At 60.4% G+C, this 17,398-nt stretch carries 13 protein-coding genes; 11 read left to right on the top strand and 2 right to left on the bottom strand.

Translation table 11 applies throughout. The features are described 5' to 3' along the window. The first annotated feature begins 111 nt into the window (after positions 1-111). The 6 genes from mrcB to ACJ8OK_RS18040 all read left to right on the top strand — a co-directional run bounded on the left by mrcB (position 112) and on the right by ACJ8OK_RS18040 (position 9,260). Positions 112-2,613 (top strand): bifunctional glycosyl transferase/transpeptidase, encoded by a 2,502-nt coding sequence (gene mrcB, locus ACJ8OK_RS18065; protein WP_060560219.1) that lies wholly within the window; start codon positions 112-114, stop codon positions 2,611-2,613. A gap of 251 nt (positions 2,614-2,864) precedes the next feature. Continuing rightward, positions 2,865-5,057, top strand: a complete 2,193-nt coding sequence (fhuA, locus tag ACJ8OK_RS18060) for a ferrichrome porin FhuA (protein WP_048325337.1) — start codon at positions 2,865-2,867, stop codon at positions 5,055-5,057. A 47-nt stretch (positions 5,058-5,104) separates the two neighbouring features. Beyond that, the gene (gene fhuC / locus ACJ8OK_RS18055) at positions 5,105-5,902 is read left to right on the top strand and encodes a Fe3+-hydroxamate ABC transporter ATP-binding protein FhuC (RefSeq protein ID WP_033632117.1); all 798 of its coding nucleotides are present in this window, start codon (positions 5,105-5,107) and stop codon (positions 5,900-5,902) included. Continuing rightward, the gene (gene fhuD / locus ACJ8OK_RS18050; RefSeq protein WP_021504740.1) at positions 5,902-6,810 is read left to right on the top strand and encodes a Fe(3+)-hydroxamate ABC transporter substrate-binding protein FhuD; all 909 of its coding nucleotides are present in this window, start codon (positions 5,902-5,904) and stop codon (positions 6,808-6,810) included. Before fhuC ends, fhuD begins: the two co-directional genes overlap by 1 nt. Beyond that, on the top strand, positions 6,807-8,795 hold the full coding sequence (gene fhuB, locus ACJ8OK_RS18045) for a Fe(3+)-hydroxamate ABC transporter permease FhuB (protein WP_033632118.1): 1,989 nt from the start codon (positions 6,807-6,809) through the stop codon (positions 8,793-8,795). The genes fhuD and fhuB overlap by 4 nt, the downstream gene beginning before the upstream one ends. A 312-nt stretch (positions 8,796-9,107) precedes the next feature. Next, a complete protein-coding gene (locus tag ACJ8OK_RS18040; RefSeq protein ID WP_004937610.1) occupies positions 9,108-9,260 on the top strand; it encodes a Hok/Gef family protein in 153 nt (50 codons plus the stop codon). A gap of 124 nt (positions 9,261-9,384) precedes the next feature. On the opposite strand, the gene metK is transcribed toward ACJ8OK_RS18040, so the two are convergent. Next, the gene (gene metK, locus ACJ8OK_RS18035) at positions 9,385-10,539 is read right to left on the bottom strand and encodes a methionine adenosyltransferase (protein WP_004937596.1); all 1,155 of its coding nucleotides are present in this window, start codon (positions 10,537-10,539) and stop codon (positions 9,385-9,387) included. A gap of 897 nt (positions 10,540-11,436) precedes the next feature. Here metK and speA point away from each other — a divergent pair. The 3 genes from speA to ACJ8OK_RS18020 all read left to right on the top strand — a co-directional run bounded on the left by speA (position 11,437) and on the right by ACJ8OK_RS18020 (position 15,016). Further along, a complete protein-coding gene (speA, locus tag ACJ8OK_RS18030) occupies positions 11,437-13,413 on the top strand; it encodes a biosynthetic arginine decarboxylase (protein WP_004937600.1) in 1,977 nt (658 codons plus the stop codon). Positions 13,414-13,606: 193 nt separating this feature from the next. Further along, positions 13,607-14,527 carry an agmatinase gene (gene speB / locus ACJ8OK_RS18025; protein WP_004937606.1) on the top strand — a complete coding sequence of 307 codons (921 nt, stop codon included), beginning with the start codon at positions 13,607-13,609 and terminating at the stop codon, positions 14,525-14,527. Between the two features lie 336 nt (positions 14,528-14,863). Continuing rightward, entirely contained in the window at positions 14,864-15,016 is a 153-nt protein-coding gene (locus tag ACJ8OK_RS18020) for a Hok/Gef family protein (protein ID WP_033633582.1), read from the top strand. A gap of 110 nt (positions 15,017-15,126) precedes the next feature. On the opposite strand, the gene ACJ8OK_RS18015 is transcribed toward ACJ8OK_RS18020, so the two are convergent. After that, the gene (locus ACJ8OK_RS18015) at positions 15,127-16,368 is read right to left on the bottom strand and encodes an MFS transporter (protein WP_033632119.1); all 1,242 of its coding nucleotides are present in this window, start codon (positions 16,366-16,368) and stop codon (positions 15,127-15,129) included. 397 nt (positions 16,369-16,765) lie between these two features. On the opposite strand from ACJ8OK_RS18015, the gene ACJ8OK_RS18010 reads away from it, so the two are divergent. Continuing rightward, positions 16,766-17,083 (top strand): non-heme iron oxygenase ferredoxin subunit, encoded by a 318-nt coding sequence (locus tag ACJ8OK_RS18010; protein WP_033632120.1) that lies wholly within the window; start codon positions 16,766-16,768, stop codon positions 17,081-17,083. 2 nt (positions 17,084-17,085) lie between these two features. Next, a complete protein-coding gene (locus ACJ8OK_RS18005; RefSeq protein WP_004937617.1) occupies positions 17,086-17,394 on the top strand; it encodes a recombinase-like helix-turn-helix domain-containing protein in 309 nt (102 codons plus the stop codon). Positions 17,395-17,398 lie beyond the last annotated feature (4 nt).

The raw sequence follows: 17,398 nt of genomic DNA, 5'->3' as shown, positions 1-17,398 counted from the left end.
TCATTCAAGGTTTGGAATTCAGATGTTTCTTCTGGTCAGCGCTGCGGCGTCGGCACAGATTAAGCGACTAATCATGGCCGGCAGTGTCGGCAAGCTCGGAGAACAACAGCCATGGCTGGGGATGACCGCGAGCCCATCGGGCGCAAAGGAAAACAACCAAAAAGCACCGCGTCGCGCAAGCCGCCGCGCCGTCGCCGAGACGACGATTATGACGATTACGAAGAAGACGAGTATGACGATGATGAGTATGAAGAGGAGGAGGAACGCATGCCGCGTAAGGTAAAAGCGACTCCGCCGCGTAAAAAACGCCGCTGGCTCGGCCTGATTATCAAACTGATCCTGGTGCTCGCCGTCCTGTTGGCGATCTACGGCGTCTATTTGGATTCCCAGATCCGCAGCCGCATCGACGGCAAAGTCTGGCAATTGCCGGCGGCGGTGTACGGCCGCATGGTCAACCTGGAACCGGGCATGCCGTACAGCAAGAAGGAGATGGTCAACCTGCTGGAAGGGATGCAGTATCGCCAGGTCAGCCGCATGACGCGTCCGGGCGAGTTTACCGTACAGGCCAACAGCATCGAGATGCTGCGTCGCCCGTTCGACTTCCCGGATGGTAAAGAAGGGCAGATCCGCGCCCGCCTCGATTTCCAGAACAACCGCCTGGCGAAGATCGAAAACCTGGACAGCGGCCGCAGCTTCGGCTTCTTCCGCCTCGATCCGCGTCTTATCACCATGCTGCAGTCGCCGAACGGTGAACAGCGCCTGTTCGTGCCGCGCTCCGGTTTCCCGGATCTGTTGGTGGATACGCTGATCGCCACGGAAGACCGCCACTTCTATGAGCATGACGGCATCAGCCCGTACTCCATCGGCCGCGCGGTGCTGGCCAACCTGACCGCCGGCCGTGCGGTGCAGGGCGGCAGTACTCTGACGCAGCAGCTGGTGAAGAACCTGTTCCTGACCAACGAACGTTCGCTGTGGCGTAAGGCCAACGAAGCCTATATGGCGCTGTTGGTCGATTACCGTTACAGCAAGGATCGCATTCTGGAGCTGTATCTGAACGAGGTGTATCTCGGCCAGAGCGGCGGCGACCAGATCCGCGGCTTCCCGCTGGCCAGCCTGTATTACTTCGGCCGCCCGGTGGACGAGCTGAGCCTCGATCAGCAGGCGCTGCTGGTCGGCATGGTCAAGGGCGCGTCGTTGTACAACCCGTGGCGTAACCCGAAACTGGCGCTGGAACGCCGCAACCTGGTGCTCAAACTGCTGCAGAACCAGGGTGTGATCGACGGCGAGCTGTATGACATGCTGAGCGCGCGTCCGCTGGGCGTACAGCCGAAAGGCGGCGTCATTACGCCACAGCCGGCGTTTATGCAGATGGTGCGCCAGGAACTGCAGAGCAAGCTGGGCGATAAGGTCAATGACCTGTCCGGCGTGAAGATCTTCACCACGCTGGATCCGGTGTCGCAAGACGCGGCGGAAAAAGCGGTCGAAGACGGCATCCCGGCGCTGCGCGCCGCGCGTCACCTGCAGGATCTGGAGGCGGCGATGGTGATCGTCGATCGTTTCAGCGGTGAAGTGCGCGCCATGGTCGGCGGCGCCAATCCGCAGTTCGCCGGTTTCAACCGCGCCATGCAGGCGCGCCGTTTGGTCGGCTCGCTGGCCAAGCCGCCGACGTATCTGACCGCGCTGTCCGAACCGGATAAATACCGCCTCAACACCTGGCTGGCGGATGCGCCGCTGTCGCTGAAACAGCCGAACGGCGCCGTCTGGCAGCCGAACAACTACGATCGCAAATTCCGCGGTCAGGTGATGCTGGTGGATGCGTTGGCCAACTCGCTGAACGTGCCGACGGTGAACCTCGGCCTGTCGGTCGGGCTGGATCAGATCAGCGCCACGCTGCAACGCCTCGGGATCCCGAAAGCGGAGATCAACCCGGTGCCTTCGATGCTGCTGGGGGCAATCGGCCTGACGCCGATGGAAGTGGCGCAGGAATACCAGACCATCGCCAGCGGCGGTAACCGTGCGCCGCTGTCGGCGGTGCGTTCGGTGATCGCCGAAGATGGCACGGTGCTGTACCAGAGCTTCCCGCAGGCGGAGCGCATGGTGCCGGCGCAGGCCGCTTACCTGACGCTGTACGCGATGCAGCAGGGCGTGGCGCGCGGAACATCCCGCTCGCTGTCGGTGAAGTTCCCGAACTACAACCTGGCGGCGAAAACCGGTACCACCAACGATCTGCGCGACAGCTGGTTCGCCGGCATCGACGGCAAGGAAGTGGCGATCGCCTGGGTGGGACGCGATAACAACGGTCCGGCCAAGCTGACCGGCGCCAACGGCGCGTTGACCCTCTATCGCCGCTATCTGGAAAATCAGACGCCGCTGCCGCTGATGTTGCAGCCGCCGGAGGGCATTAACCAGATGAGCATCGACTCTGCCGGCAACTTTATCTGCGGCGGCGGCAGTTGGCGCACCATCCCGGTCTGGACCGACAATCCGCAGGGATTGTGCCAGGCCAGCCAGGCGGCGGTGCAGCAGCAACAGCAACAGCAACAACCGGCGGCGGGTGAGCAAAAAGATGGCGATGGCGTCGCCGGCTGGATCAAGGATATGTTCGGCCAGTAATCGCTACCGGGGCGTCGGCCCCGGTGAAAGTTTTTTCTTTGTTATTAAGCCCGTAACCTTGGTTGCGGGCTTTTTTATTTTTCTGCTTGTTTTATTTCCCTGCTAACCGCAAGGCTAAGCGTCTAATCCTTAACCTATTTGCCCTATGAATTCGGCTTGCAGTTTAATTTGGCTTCTGCATAAAATGCGACGCTTATAATAATTATTATCGTTTACATTCGTCATTTAATTATTCATCAGAGAAATCAACTATGCCGACCAAGCGTCTTCCATCATTCGCGGCCAAGCAGGGCCGCCTCCCCGTCAGCGCGTTAGCGATCACCGTCGCCGCGGCGCTGGGCACGCTGGCGATGCCGGCCTTTTCCGCCGACGCCAAATCGGCCGCCAAGGAAGACACGATTACCGTTGTGGGCGGTAGCAATACCGCCCAGCAGGAAAGCGCCTGGGGGCCGGTCGGCACCTATGTCGCCAAACGCAGCGCCACCGGCACCAAAACCGATACGCCGATCGAGAAGAACCCGCAATCCGTTTCCGTGGTGACGCGTGAAGAGATGGACATGCGCCAACCGGATACGGTGAAGGGCGCGCTGGCCTATGCGCCGGGCGTATTCGCCAGCCGCGGCAGCTCCACGACCTATGACGCGGTGGCAATCCGCGGCTTCCCGGCCACCAACACCACCCAGTATCTGGATGGCCTGCGGTTGCTGGGCGACAACTACAGCGAAGCGTCCATCGATCCTTATTTCCTCGAGCGCGCCGAGCTGCTGCGCGGCCCGGTCTCGGTGCTGTATGGTAAAAGCAACCCGGGCGGTTTGGTCTCGATGGTCAGCAAGCGACCAACCACCGAGCCGCTGCGCGAAATCCAGTTCAAGATGGGCAGTGACAACCTGTTCCAGACCGGTTTCGATTTCAGCGACGCGCTGGACGATCAGGGCATCTATTCCTATCGCCTGACCGGCCTGGCGAAAGACAGCGATACGCAGCAGAACATGAGCAAAGAGAAGCGCTATGCGATCGCGCCGTCCTTTAGCTGGCGCCCGGATGACAAAACCAACTTCACGCTGCTGGCCAACATTCAAAACGATCCCTATACCGGTTATTACGGCTGGTTGCCGAAGCAGGGCACGCTGATCCCGTTGCCGGACGGCAGCAAACTGCCGACCGATTTCAACGAAGGCGAAGCCAGCAACTATATGGCGCGCAAGCAGCGGATGATCGGGTACAGTTTCGAACACGCCTTCAACGATACCTGGGCGGTGCGCCAGAACCTGCGTTATATGCAGGTGGACACCGATATGAAGAGCATCTACGGATTTGGCTTGTCATCACCGACGACGATCAATCGCGCTTACGTTCAGTCGAAAGAGCACCTGAACAATTTTGCGGTTGATACTCAGGCGCAGGCGAAGGTGAAAACCGGCGATATCGACCATACGCTGTTGTTTGGCGTAGATTATTCGCGTATGCGCAACGATATCAATTCCGACTATGGTTCCGCAGACGGCTTGAGCATGACCCAGCCGCAGTATGGCAATGATGTGGTCAATATCAACTTCCCATACAAGTATTTGAACCGTCAGGAGCAAACCGGCCTGTATGTGCAGGAGCAAGGGGAGTGGAACCAGTGGCTGTTGACGCTGGGCGGGCGCTATGACTGGGCGAAAACGTCGGCCAATAACCGCGTTCTCGGGTATACCAACGAACGCTCCGATGGGCAGTTTACCTGGCGCGGCGGATTGAATTACCTGTTCGACAACGGCGTGACGCCGTATTTCAGCTACAGTGAGTCGTTTGAACCGACCCTCGATACGTCAATCAACGGCCAGACCTTTAAGCCCTCGATCGGCAAGCAGTATGAAGCCGGTGTGAAATACGTGCCGAAGGATCGCCCAATCGTGTTGACCGGCGCCCTGTATCAGCTGACCAAGAACAACAACCTGACGCCGGATCCGGATAACGCGCAGTTCAGCGTGCAGAGCGGCGAGATCCGTTCGCGCGGCGTGGAGCTGGAAGCCAAGGCGGCGTTGAATGCCAACGTCAACCTGATCGCCTCCTATACCTATACCGATGCGAAGTACACCAAGGACAATACCTATCAGGGCAAACCGACCGTCGAGGTGCCGAAACACATGGCGTCGCTGTGGGCGGATTATACCTTCCACGAAACGGCGGTGAGCGGCCTGACGCTGGGTTCCGGCGTGCGTTACGTCGGCTCCAGCTCGAGCTTCAACAGCGATAACTCCACCTTCAAGGTGCCGGACTACACGCTGGTGGACGCGACCATTAAATACGATCTGGCGCGCTTTGGCCTGCCGGGTTCGTCCGTGGGCGTCAACATCAACAACCTGTTCGACAAGACCTACGTGTCGAGCTGCTACCGCGACTACGCCTGCTACTGGGGCGCAGAACGCCAGGTGGTCGCCACCGCAACCTTCCGTTTCTAACCGGATAGCCGGGGCGGCGCCGCGTCGCCCCGGACAAAGCAGGATCTATGCAGGACAAACTTCTTAATCCCGGCGCGACCTTCGCGCTGGATAACGCCAGTTTCGCCGTCCCCGGCCGGGTGCTGCTGCAACCGCTGTCGCTCAGTTTTCCCCAGGGCAAAGTCTGCGGCCTGATCGGCCATAACGGTTCCGGTAAATCCACCCTGTTGAAACTGCTCGGGCGGCACCATGCGCCCAGCGGCGGCCAGGTACTGCTCAATCGGCAGCCGTTGGCGCAGTGGGACAGCAAATCCTTCGCCCGCCAGGTGGCCTACCTGCCGCAGCAATTGCCGGCGGCGGAAGGCATGACGGTGCGCGAGCTGGTGGCCGTCGGCCGCTATCCGTGGCATGGCGCGCTGGGGCGTTTTGGCGCCAACGATCGTCAACAGGTGGAAGAGGCCATCGCGCTGGTGGGCTTGAAGCCGTTCGCCCACCGGCTGGTGGACAGCCTTTCCGGCGGCGAGCGCCAACGCGCCTGGCTGGCGATGATGGTGGCGCAGGACAGCCGCTGCCTGCTGCTCGACGAGCCGACCTCGGCGCTGGACATCGCGCACCAGGTCGAGGTGCTGGCGCTGATCCAGCGCCTGAGCCGCGAACGCGATCTTACGGTGATCGCCGTACTGCACGACATCAACATGGCGGCGCGCTACTGCGACCATTTGGTGGCGCTGCGCGGCGGTGAAATGATCGCCCAGGGCGGCCCGCTGGAGCTGATGCAGGGGCCGGTGCTGGAGCAAATTTACGGTATTCCTATGGGTACGTTGCCGCATCCGAGCGGCGGCGCGCCGGTGAGTTTTGTCTACTGATGTCCTCTGCATTCACTTCTTCTCACGATCCGCTGCGCCGCCGTTTGTTGATGGCGCTGGCGCTGTCGCCGCTGTTGGGTTCGTTGCCCGGCCGAGCGGCGGATGCGCCGCCGGATATTGCGCGCGTTGCGGCGCTGGAATGGTTGCCGATCGAGCTGCTGTTGGCATTGGGCGTGACGCCGCTGGCGGTGGCCGATGTCCATAACTATAACCTGTGGGTGGCGGAGCCAAAGCTGCCGGCGACGGTGGTCGACGTCGGCCAGCGCACCGAACCGAACCTCGAACTGCTGCAGCAACTGCAGCCTTCGCTGGTGTTGTTGTCGCAAGGCTATGGCCCGACGCCGCGCAAAATCCAACCCATCGCGCCAACCATGAGCTTCGGCTTCAACGACGGCAGCGGCAAACCGCTGACCGTCGCTCGCCAGTCGCTGCTGGCGCTGGGCCAGCGGTTGGGCATAGAAAGCCGGGCGGTAAACCACCTGGCGCAGTTCGACAGCTTTATGCAGGACGCGCGTCAGCGCCTGCAAAGCTACACCCGGCAACCGCTGCTGTTGTTTTCCCTGATCGACACGCGCCATGCGCTGATCATCGGCCAGAAAAGTCTGTTCCAGGAAGCGATGGATCAACTCGGCATCCGCAACGCCTGGCAGGAGCCAACCGATTTTTGGGGCACGGCGGTGGTGGGGATTGAACGGTTGGCCACGGTGCGTAACGCCCGGGTCATTTATCTCGATCACGGCAATCAGGCGATGATGGACAAGGTCAGCGCGACGCCTTTGTGGCAGTCGTTGCCCTTCGTGCGACAAAACCAGCTGCGGCAGGTGCCGGCGGTGTGGTTCTATGGCGCTACGCTGTCGACGATGCGTTTCTGCCGCCTGTTGGCGCAGGCTCAGGAGAGTGCGTCATGAATGCGGGCATCCGGAAATTGCCGCTGACGCTGATCCTGCTGTTGCTGGCGGCGGCAGGCGGTTTGACGATATATAACCTAGTGCAGCAGCTGCCGCCGGCGCAATGGGTGCGGGCGCTCAGCGCGCCGGACATCGACGACGTGCGGCAAATGCTGTTCCATTACAGCCTGCTGCCGCGGTTGACGGTGTCACTGTTGGCCGGCGCCGGTCTGGGGTTGGTTGGCGTGCTGTTCCAGCAGGTGTTGCGCAATCCTTTGGCGGAACCGTCGACGCTCGGCGTGGCCGCCGGCGCGCAGCTCGGCCTGACCATCGCCACGCTGTGGGTGCTGCCGGGGGGCGAGTTCACCCGCCAGCTGGCCGCTATGGTGGGGGCGATTGTGGTGGGCGGGCTGGTGTTTGGCGTCGCCTGGGGCAAGCGGATGTCGCCGGTGACGCTGATTCTGGCCGGGCTGGTGCTGGGACTTTACTGCGGCGCGGTCAACAGCCTGCTGGCGCTGTTTCATTACGATCAACTGCAGGGCATGTTCCTGTGGGGCACCGGCGCGCTGAACCAACAGGACTGGAGCGCAGTACGGTTCCTCCTGCCGCGTTTGCTGGTGGCCGGTGCGCTGGCGGCGCTATTGCTGCGCCCGCTGACGCTGCTGGGGCTGGACGACGGCGTGGCGCGCAACCTGGGGCTGGGGCTGTCGATGGCGCGCTTCTGCGCCCTGGGGTTGGCCATTATCTTCAGCGCCATGCTGGTGAGCGCGGTGGGCGTTATCGGCTTTATCGGCCTGTTTGCGCCGCTGATGGCGAAGATGCTGGGCGCGCGCCGTCTGGCGCACCGCATGATGCTGGCGCCGTTGCTGGGGGCGCTGTTGCTGTGGCTGACCGATCAGGTGATGCTCGGGGTCACGCAGGTGTGGCGCGAGATCCCGACCGGCGCGGCCACCGCGCTGTTCGGCGCGCCGCTGCTGCTGTGGCTGCTGCCGCGTTTGCGCAGCGCCGCCACGCCGCCGCCGATGAACCTGGGCGACAAGGTGCCTGCCGAGCGCGGGCATCTGGCGGGCTGGATTGGCCTGGCCGGCGTCGTGTTGCTGATTGGCCTGACGCTGGCGCTGATGCTGGGTAAAAATGCCGGCGGCTGGCACTGGAGCCTGGGGGCGGAGCTGGACGCCTTGCTGCCGTGGCGTTGGCCGCGGGTGCTGTCGGCGTTGGCCGCGGGTATGATGCTGGCGGTCGCTGGCACGCTGATTCAGAAACTGACCGGTAACCCGATGGCCAGCCCGGAAGTGTTGGGCATCAGCTCCGGCGCCGCTTTTGGCGTCGTGATGATGCTGTTTATGGTGCCGGGCGACGCCTTCGTTTGGCTGCTGCCCGCCGGCAGTCTGGGGGCGGCCGCGACGCTGCTGATCATCATGATCGCCGCAGGCCGCGGCGGTTTCTCGACGGAACGCATGCTGCTCGCCGGTATCGCGCTCAGCACCGCCTTTACCACCGTTATCTTCCTGCTGTTGGCCAGCGGCGATCCGCGTATGGGGGGCTTGCTGACCTGGCTCTCCGGTTCGACCTATTCAGTGGAGCCGGCGCAGGCGCTGCGCACCGCGCTGGTGGCCGCCGGCCTGATGGTATTGGCGCCGCTGTGCCGCCGCTGGCTGACCATCCTGCCGCTCGGCGGGGCTACCGCCCGTTCGGTAGGCATTGCGCTGACGCCGGCGCGATTGACCATCCTGTTGTTAGCCGCCACGATGACCGCCATGGCGACCCTGACCGTGGGGCCGCTGAGCTTTGTCGGACTGATGGCGCCGCACATGGCGCGCATGTTGGGCTTCCGCCGCGCGCTGTCGCAGATGGTGATCGCCGCGCTGTTGGGCGGTTTGCTGATGGTATTTGCCGACTGGTGCGGGCGGATGCTGCTGTTCCCGTATCAGATCCCCGCCGGGTTATTGGCGACCTTTATCGGCGCGCCGTACTTCGTTTATCTGTTGCGCAAGCAGACGTCGTAATCGGCATCTCGGCCATGCTTTTTCTGCCATCAAAGGCTCAGCGTCGCTGAGCCTTTTTTTATTTTTCATGGTGTTGTAAGGCGCTGCGAGCGGCTGCGCAAAAATGATATTGCGTGCGAAAAGGAACACGGGGTGTGGTGGTGAGATGAATATACTGCGGGCGGGTGCTCTGGATCTTTGTCTCTGGAGCCCGAGCGAAAGATACAAAGAGAAAAGCCCCGAGTCGATATTCATCAACCCGAGGCCTACTCTAACGCATCACAACGTTAAGTTAGCCTCTTACCCGCCGCGAGGCAAGGAGAAGAAGGCATGATGCCGAACAAACGGAGCCTGTTAAAATTGGTGGTTATTTGTGCCACAGTAATATCACTGGCATGGATAACCCGCAGCACGCTGTGTGAGCTGCGTATCCGATCGGGCACTACGGAGGTTGCGGCCATTTTGGCTTACGAATCCGAACGGTAAGGCAACCCGGCGGCGGGGGCTTTGCCTCCGCTTGCTGGCAGTCGATGCGTTGATCCGGGAGCACCCATCCGCTCAAAAAAAACGGCGAGCCTTGGCTCGCCGTTTTTCATGTTGATGTCGGGGCTTATTTCAGGCCGGCAGCATCGCGCAGCAGCTCAGCCTTGTCGGTCGCTTCCCACGGGAAGTGCTCGCGGCCGAAGTGGCCGTAGGCGGCGGTTTCGCGGTAGATCGGCTGCAGCAGATCCATCATCTGGATCAGGCCGTATGGGCGCAGATCGAAGAATTCGCGCACCAGCAGCGTCAGCTGTTCGGTTGGCACTTTCTCGGTACCGAAGGTTTCCACCATGATGGAAGTCGGTTCCGCTACGCCGATAGCGTAAGAAACCTGGATCTCGCAGCGATCGGCCAGGCCGGCGGCGACGATGTTTTTCGCCACATAGCGCGCCGCGTAAGCCGCGGAACGGTCAACCTTGGACGGATCCTTACCGGAGAAGGCGCCGCCGCCGTGGCGAGCCATGCCGCCGTAGGTGTCGACGATGATCTTACGGCCGGTCAGGCCGCAGTCGCCCATCGGGCCGCCGATAACGAAACGGCCGGTCGGGTTGATGTGGTATTTGGTGCCCGCCGTCAGCCATTCCGCCGGCAGTACCGGCTTGATGATCTCTTCCATCACCGCTTCTTGCAGATCTTTCAGTGCGATGTCTTCGGAATGCTGGGTGGACAGAACGACGGCGTCGATGCCGACGATTTTGCCGTCGTCGTATTGGAAGGTCACCTGGCTCTTCGCGTCCGGGCGCAGCCACGGCAGGGTGCCGTTTTTACGCACTTCGGACTGGCGCTGCACCAGACGGTGTGCGTAGGTCACCGGAGCCGGCATCAGCACGTCGGTTTCGTTGGTGGCGTAGCCAAACATCAAGCCCTGATCGCCGGCGCCCTGCTCGAGAGGATCGGTACGGTCAACGCCCTGATTGATATCCGGGGATTGTTTGCCGATGGCGCTCAATACTGCGCAGGAGTTGGCGTCAAAGCCCATGTCCGAATGAACGTAGCCGATCTCGCGCACGGTCTTGCGGGTGATCTCTTCGATATCGACCCAAGCGCTGGTGGTGATTTCACCGCCGACCAGGACCATGCCGGTTTTCACGTAGGTTTCGCAGGCGACGCGCGCCTTCGGATCTTGTTCCAGGATGGCGTCGAGGACGGCATCAGAGATCTGATCGGCGATTTTATCTGGATGTCCTTCGGAGACGGATTCGGACGTGAAGAGGTGTTTAGCCATTGTGTTCTTTACCTTGCATAAGACGGGTTAGAAATTACTGCACAGCGCTGGAGATCCGGCATCGAAGCGAAGGGTCTTCCGCTGATGGCGCGAGATGCATCCTGCAACGCCCCTCAGGCAAAGCCGTTAAGCAGTTTATCAGTTAACCAGTATAGATGGATTAACATCTGGACGTCTATTTTAGGTCAGGGTTTAGCCAGATTGCCAGTAATTTTTTGCGCTTTCGCTCTTTTGCGCAAACGGGTTGGCGCCATTTTCATCGCTTGAAACAGTTTTCGGCGAATTTTCATTTTGCTTTTTCACCTGCTTACCGGTATAAACTGCGCGCGCGGTTCATTTGCTGCACAGTACGGCGGTCTGGCGTGGGAGAAGGTACGTTAAACTTCCGCTTTGCATTCGCCGGCATTGCGCTATTATCCGTCGCGGGCGTTCGCCGCTTCATCGAACGGTCACGTTCTTACACTATTTTAGAGGCTGGGTCGTTCACTCCGAACGGCGCGCGTGGAGGTGGTTGGATTAATGATCCGTTGTCTACCGGTTGTTGGTTCCCAACAGCAGTGCCGTTCTGGCGCACATTCTTCTGCTATTTCCCGTCTTGTCTCTCTGTCACTTACCAGGTGCGATAAACACTTGGCCGCTACTCAGGATTCTCGGGCCGGCTAACGGTCGTCTGAAGAACTGAACAAGGGTAGCCTGCAGCCTTCCTGTGGGATGTTTCTTGGCCCGATTCACGAGGTTTGAACAGGGTGTCTTACAATTATATGAGTGATAAACCGATCGCTGACCGCGAACGGCAGTTCTCTTCGCTGCCGCCGGCGCGGCTTGTTGGGTTGTTCTCGCGGGTTGTAGCTGCGATAGTGGCTGGCGGTTTCGTCAGTACGGAATGTGAGGCGAACCATGTCTGATGATCTGTTGATTCACCGTCCGCCGGTTGCGGGCGAGTCTTTATCTTTGCGCTCCATGCAGGAGGTTGCCATGAATGATCGTAATGCCAGCAAGATGCTGCGTACTTATAACGTCGCCTACTGGGGCAACAATTACTATGACGTCAACGAGCTGGGCCATATCAGCGTGTGCCCGGATCCGGATGTCCCGCAGGCGCGCGTCGATCTGGCAGAACTGGTGAAAACGCGCCAGCAAGACGGCCAACGTCTGCCGGCGCTGTTCTGCTTCCCGCAGATCCTTCAGCATCGCCTGCGTTCGATCAACGCCGCGTTCAAACGCGCGCGCGAGTCCTTCGGTTACCAGGGCGGCTATTTCCTGGTGTATCCGATCAAGGTGAACCAACATCGCCGCGTGATTGAATCGCTGGTGAATTCCGGCGAACCGCTGGGGCTGGAAGCCGGCTCCAAGGCCGAGCTGATGGCGGTGCTGGCGCATGCCGGCATGACCCGCTCGGTGATCGTCTGTAACGGTTATAAAGATCGTGAATACATTCGCCTGGCGCTGATCGGGGAAAAACTGGGGCACAAGGTGTACCTGGTGATCGAGAAGATGTCCGAGATCAACCTGGTGCTGGAAGAAGCCGAACGCTTGAACGTCATACCACGCCTGGGCGTGCGTGCGCGTCTGGCATCGCAAGGCTCCGGCAAATGGCAGTCGAGCGGCGGCGAAAAATCCAAATTCGGTCTGGCGGCGGTGCAGGTGCTGAAGCTGGTGGAGACCCTGCGCGAAGCGGGCCGTCTCGACAGCCTGCAGCTGCTGCACTTCCACCTGGGCTCGCAGCTGGCCAACATTCGCGATATCGCCACCGGCGTGCGCGAATCGGCGCGCTTCTACGTTGAGCTGCACAAGCTGGGCGTCAACATTCAGTGCTTCGACGTGGGCGGCGGTTTGGGCGTCGACTACGAAGGCACCCGTTCGCAGTCCGATTGCTCGGTCAACTACGGCCTGAACGAATACGCCAACAACGTGATTTGGGGCATCGGCGACGCCTGTAACGAACACGGCCTGCCGCACCCGACGGTGATCACCGAGTCCGGCCGCGCCGTGACCGCGCACCACACGGTGCTGGTCTCCAACGTGATCGGCGTAGAGCGCAACGAATTCAGCGAACCGCAGCCGCCGGAAGCCGACGCCCCGCGCGCGCTGGAAAGCATGTGGGAAACCTGGCTGGAAATGAACGAGCCGGAAAACCGCCGCTCGCTGCGCGAATGGCTGCACGACAGCCAGATGGATCTGCACGACGTGCATACCCAATATGCGCACGGCATGCTGGACCTGACCAAGCGCGCCTGGGCCGAGCAGCTGTATCTGAACATCTGCAACAAGATCCAGCAGCAGCTCGATCCGAGCAACCGCGCGCACCGCCCGATCATCGACGAATTGCAAGAGCGCATGGCGGACAAGTTCTACGTCAACTTCTCACTGTTCCAGTCGATGCCGGATGCCTGGGGTATCGATCAACTGTTCCCGGTGCTGCCGCTGGAAGGGCTGGACAAGCCGCCGGAAGGCCGTGCGGTGCTGCTCGATATCACCTGCGATTCCGACGGCACCATCGACCATTACGTCGACGGCGACGGCGTGGCGACCACCATGCCGATGCCGCCGTACGATCCGGAGAACCCGCCGGCGCTGGGCTTCTTCATGGTCGGTGCGTATCAGGAGATCCTCGGCAACATGCACAACCTGTTCGGCGATACCGCCTCGGTTGACGTGTACGTGTTCCCGGACGGTAGCGTCGAGACCGAATTGTCCGACGAGGGCGACACCGTGGCGGACATGCTGGAGTACGTGCAGCTCGATCCGAGCGCGCTGCTGTCCAAATTCCGCGATCAGGTCAAAGAAACCGATCTGGACAGCGAGCTGCAGGCGCAGTTCCTGGAAGAGTTTGAGGCCGGCCTGTACGGTTACACGTATCTGGAAGACGAGTAACCGCCCTCTTCAGGGGGCGATGTCGGCCCTCTTGAAGCATGAGCAAAATGCGGCCATAATCTGCCGTATCGGTAGCACCGAAACACACATCGAATAAATCCCTTTCTCGTCGGGCTAACGACGCGGGAGGGATTTTTTTTTGTAACGGCCCGGCGTCTGCGCCCGGCAACTTGTTGAACTACGAGGGTTTACTATGAGCACCTTAGGCCATCAGTCCGATAATTCATTAGTGTCCAACGCCTTTGGTTTCCTGCGCTTTCCGCTGAACTTCATGCCTTACGACAGCGATGCAGAGTGGGTCATCACCGGCATTCCGTTTGACATGGCGACCTCCGGCCGCGCCGGCGGCCGTCATGGCCCGGCGGCTATCCGTCAGGTGTCCACCAACCTGGCCTGGGAAGGCAATCGTTGGCCGTGGAGCTTCGATCTGCGCGATCGCCTGAATGTGGTTGACTGCGGCGACATCGTGTTCAACTTCGGCGATGCGCAGGACATGAGCGACAAGCTGCAGGCGCACGCGGAGAAACTGCTGAAGGCAGGTAAGCGCATGCTCTCGTTCGGCGGCGACCACTTCGTCACTCTGCCGCTGCTGCGCGCGCACGCCAAGCATTTCGGCAAGCTGGCGCTGGTGCACTTCGATGCCCATACCGATACCTACGCCAACGGCAGCAAGTTCGACCACGGCACCATGTTCTATCATGCGCCGAACGAAGGTCTGATCGATCCGCATCACTCGGTGCAGATCGGCATTCGCACCGAGTTCGATCATGACAACGGCTTTACCGTACTGGACGCCGCGCAGGTGAACGATCGCAGCGTGGACGACCTGCTGACGCAGATCAAAGGCATCGTCGGCGATATGCCGGTATACCTGACCTTCGACATCGACTGTCTGGATCCGGCGTTCGCACCGGGCACCGGCACGCCGGTGATCGGCGGGCTGACCTCCGATCGCGCGCTGAAACTGGTGCGCGGCATGCAGTCGCTGAACATCGTCGGCATGGACGTAGTGGAAGTGGCGCCGGCTTATGACCAGTCCGAGATCACTGCGCTGGCTGCGGCGACGTTGGGTCTGGAGATGCTGTACCTGCAGGCGGCCAAGAAACACGCGTGACGCCAGGCCACGCCTCGCTGAAAAAGCGGCTCCCATCGTATGGGGGCCGCTTTTTTTTATTTCGTTTGTAGCCATCCGCGCGGCGATTTTCAGTCTGTTGCAACGCCTTTGCGCAAGCCTGCGCAGAAATGAAACTGAGCCAGTAAAAAGGAACCGCGACAACGGAGAGGATGAATATACTGCGCGCGGGTGCTCTGGATCTTTGTATCTGGAGCCTGCGTGAAAGGTACAAAGAGAAAAGCCCCGAGTCGATATTCATAAACCCGAGGCCTACTCTAACGCCAGCAACGTTAAGTTAGCCTCTTACCCGCCGCGAGGCAAGGAGAAGAAGGCATGATGCCGAACAAACGGGGCCTGTTAAAATTGGTGGTTATTTGTGCCACGGTAATATCACTGGCATGGATAACCCGCAGCTCGCTGTGTGAGCTGCGTATCCGATCGGGCACTACGGAGGTTGCGGCCATTTTGGCTTACGAATCCGAACGGTAAGGCAACCTGGCGACGGGGGATGTCCCCCGTCTGCTGGTTGGTGGCGTCCAGATCCCTGAGCACCCACTCACAGCATTCGGTTTCTCGTCACAAAGGAGAGAGAAACGGGTTTATGCCCGTTTAACCTGTCGCGCCAGCAACATACGGCTAAACAGCGCGCCGCCCGCCAGCAGCGTCAGCAGCTGTGAGGCAATCAGCACCGCAAAGCCCGAGGACACCTTGCCCTGGCTGGCCATCACCATGCCCATCGCCATCGGCACGAACGCCGAGAATAGATTACCGATGCCGTTAATCAGCCCATAGGCGCTGCCGACCGCCTCCGGCCGCGCATAATGCTGCAGCAGCGTGGGGATCGCCGCGCCCTGCGCGCCCCAACAGGCATTGGCCGCCAGCAGGAAGAAGGCGATCCAGCCAAGCTGATGGCTGTTCATTACGCCATAGATGCACAGTGCGGTCGCCGCGCCGCCAAAGACGAAGACCAGCGGCGCCTGATAAGGACGGATGCGATCGAGCAACGCGCCGCCGAGGTATTTGGAGGCGATGCTGACGATGAAAGGCAGCGCGGCCATCCAGCCCATTTGCTTGATGGAGAACCCCTTTTCATCGGTCAGGTAAGCCGGCAGCCAGGCGCTGGAGCCCCACAGGTAACTGAGCGTGGCGATCTCGATCAGCAGGATCCAGCCGAGCATCGGCGTGCGCCAGGCCAGCGCAAAGGTGTGCCAGACGCGGCTTAGCACCGGTTGCGGATCGGCGGGGCGTGAAGATGAAGATAAGGCGAGCGGATGAACGAACAACCGCACCAGCGCCAGGCCCAGCAGCAGGTTGAGCAGCGCCAGCAGGTGAAACGACATCGCCCAGCCGAAGTGCGCCATCAGAAAACTCACCAGCGGAAAGCCGAGCACCAGCCCCAACGAGACGCCCAGCGCGCTGACCGCGTTGGGCTTGCCACGCTCGTCGGCGGTGAAATGATCGCTGATGTACATGGTTTTCAGCGAGAACAGTGGCCCTTCGCTGACGCCAAGCAGCGCGCGCACCACGCACAGCAACAGCAGCGATCCCGCCAGCGGCGAGGCGGCGGTGAGCAGCGCCCACAGCACCACGCTCAGCGTCAGCGCGCGGCGGTAACCCATCAGCGTTTCCAGAAACGGCGTCAGCAACATGGCGGACAGGCCGTAACCGAGTAAAAACACCGTCATCAGCGTGCCCTGGTGAGCGCGGTCACCGCCGAGTTGAAAGTGTTGCAGGAAGTCGGGATTGACCAACATCACGGCGATATTAACTCGATCCGCATAGGCGATAACGATCAGAAACAGCAGGGCGATCACCCCAAACCAGCGTTGACGTTGTTGCACGGCGCGTTCCTCAGTGCGAGCGGTTGACGAATTCAGGCAGCAGTAAACTCACCCGGGGATGCCATTTGGCGCAAACGCGGGGATGGGGCTGATTGATGTAAATTTATTGTTATCAAATAGGGTGTAAAAGACAGCGAAAAAACACTTTTACGCGCAATGCGCCGCCGGGATCAACGCATTTTTTGCCATAAATTAGCGAGGGAGCGCACAACTGACATAGGTTTTTCATATCGGTGCATGATTTCGTGATCTTTCCCGCATTTGTCATTTTTAAACAACCTTTCATTAACATTTGCCGTTCCGCTCGCTTGACGAAAGTTTCGCCAGACTTATAGTGGCTGTATTAAATAAGAAACTGAGTTTCATATATGAAACAATCAGATAGAGGATAAAAGCAATGAGCTGGAAGAATGTGTGCGAAGTGTCTCAGGTGAAAGAAGATTTTCCTTTCTCCGGCAATGTGGAAGGAAAGGAGATCGGGGTGTACCTGCTCGACGGTAACTACTACGCGCTGGAAGACGTCTGCCCGCATGCTTATGCCTTGCTCAGCCAGGGGTTTGTAGACGACGGCAAGGTTGAGTGCCCGCTGCACGAAGCGCTGTTTGACGTGCGTACCGGCCAGTGCCTGCGCGAGCCGGGCGGCCGCGATCTGCAAACCTATCCCACCCGGGTGGTCGACAACCAAATCCAGATCACCTTTATCGCGGAGGAGTAATCATGCAGCACATCACCGATTTCAATCCCTGGCTGCCGGACACCCAACAGGTGACGCCGGCCCGCGAAGGCGGCAACGGTCAAATCCATCAGCCGGGCCAGTTCCGCAATGTCATCTGGCAAAACCGTGCCCGGGTGCCGGACGGCTTCGAAACCGCCCTGGTGGCGGCGCTGGAAACGATCTTCGATCAGGGGGCGGAAGAGCTGGAGCAGATCGTCAGCGCGTTGAATCAGCGTCGTCTGTTCGATCGCAGCGGCCAGCCGTGGAATGAGGCGACGTTCCGCGAATTCCTTCACGTTAACGGTTTCTGAGCGA

Source organism: Serratia sp. CY71090, assembly GCF_052166845.1.
Taxonomy (GTDB): domain Bacteria; phylum Pseudomonadota; class Gammaproteobacteria; order Enterobacterales; family Enterobacteriaceae; genus Serratia; species Serratia nematodiphila.
This window is presented reverse-complemented; position numbering and strand designations above follow the sequence as displayed.

Bases quoted from the DNA above. Each gene is read 5' to 3' on its own strand.
- fhuD (WP_021504740.1), top strand. From the start codon at position 5,902: ATGTCCTCTGCATTCACTTCTTCTCACGATCCGCTGCGCCGCCGTTTG.
- ACJ8OK_RS18010 (WP_033632120.1), top strand. From the start codon at position 16,766: ATGAGCTGGAAGAATGTGTGCGAAGTGTCTCAGGTGAAAGAAGATTTT.
- fhuB (WP_033632118.1), top strand. From the start codon at position 6,807: ATGAATGCGGGCATCCGGAAATTGCCGCTGACGCTGATCCTGCTGTTG.
- fhuA (WP_048325337.1), top strand. From the start codon at position 2,865: ATGCCGACCAAGCGTCTTCCATCATTCGCGGCCAAGCAGGGCCGCCTC.
- metK (WP_004937596.1), bottom strand. From the start codon at position 10,539: ATGGCTAAACACCTCTTCACGTCCGAATCCGTCTCCGAAGGACATCCA.
- fhuC (WP_033632117.1), top strand. From the start codon at position 5,105: ATGCAGGACAAACTTCTTAATCCCGGCGCGACCTTCGCGCTGGATAAC.
- ACJ8OK_RS18040 (WP_004937610.1), top strand. From the start codon at position 9,108: ATGCCGAACAAACGGAGCCTGTTAAAATTGGTGGTTATTTGTGCCACA.
- speA (WP_004937600.1), top strand. From the start codon at position 11,437: ATGTCTGATGATCTGTTGATTCACCGTCCGCCGGTTGCGGGCGAGTCT.
- ACJ8OK_RS18020 (WP_033633582.1), top strand. From the start codon at position 14,864: ATGCCGAACAAACGGGGCCTGTTAAAATTGGTGGTTATTTGTGCCACG.
- mrcB (WP_060560219.1), top strand. From the start codon at position 112: ATGGCTGGGGATGACCGCGAGCCCATCGGGCGCAAAGGAAAACAACCA.
- speB (WP_004937606.1), top strand. From the start codon at position 13,607: ATGAGCACCTTAGGCCATCAGTCCGATAATTCATTAGTGTCCAACGCC.
- ACJ8OK_RS18005 (WP_004937617.1), top strand. From the start codon at position 17,086: ATGCAGCACATCACCGATTTCAATCCCTGGCTGCCGGACACCCAACAG.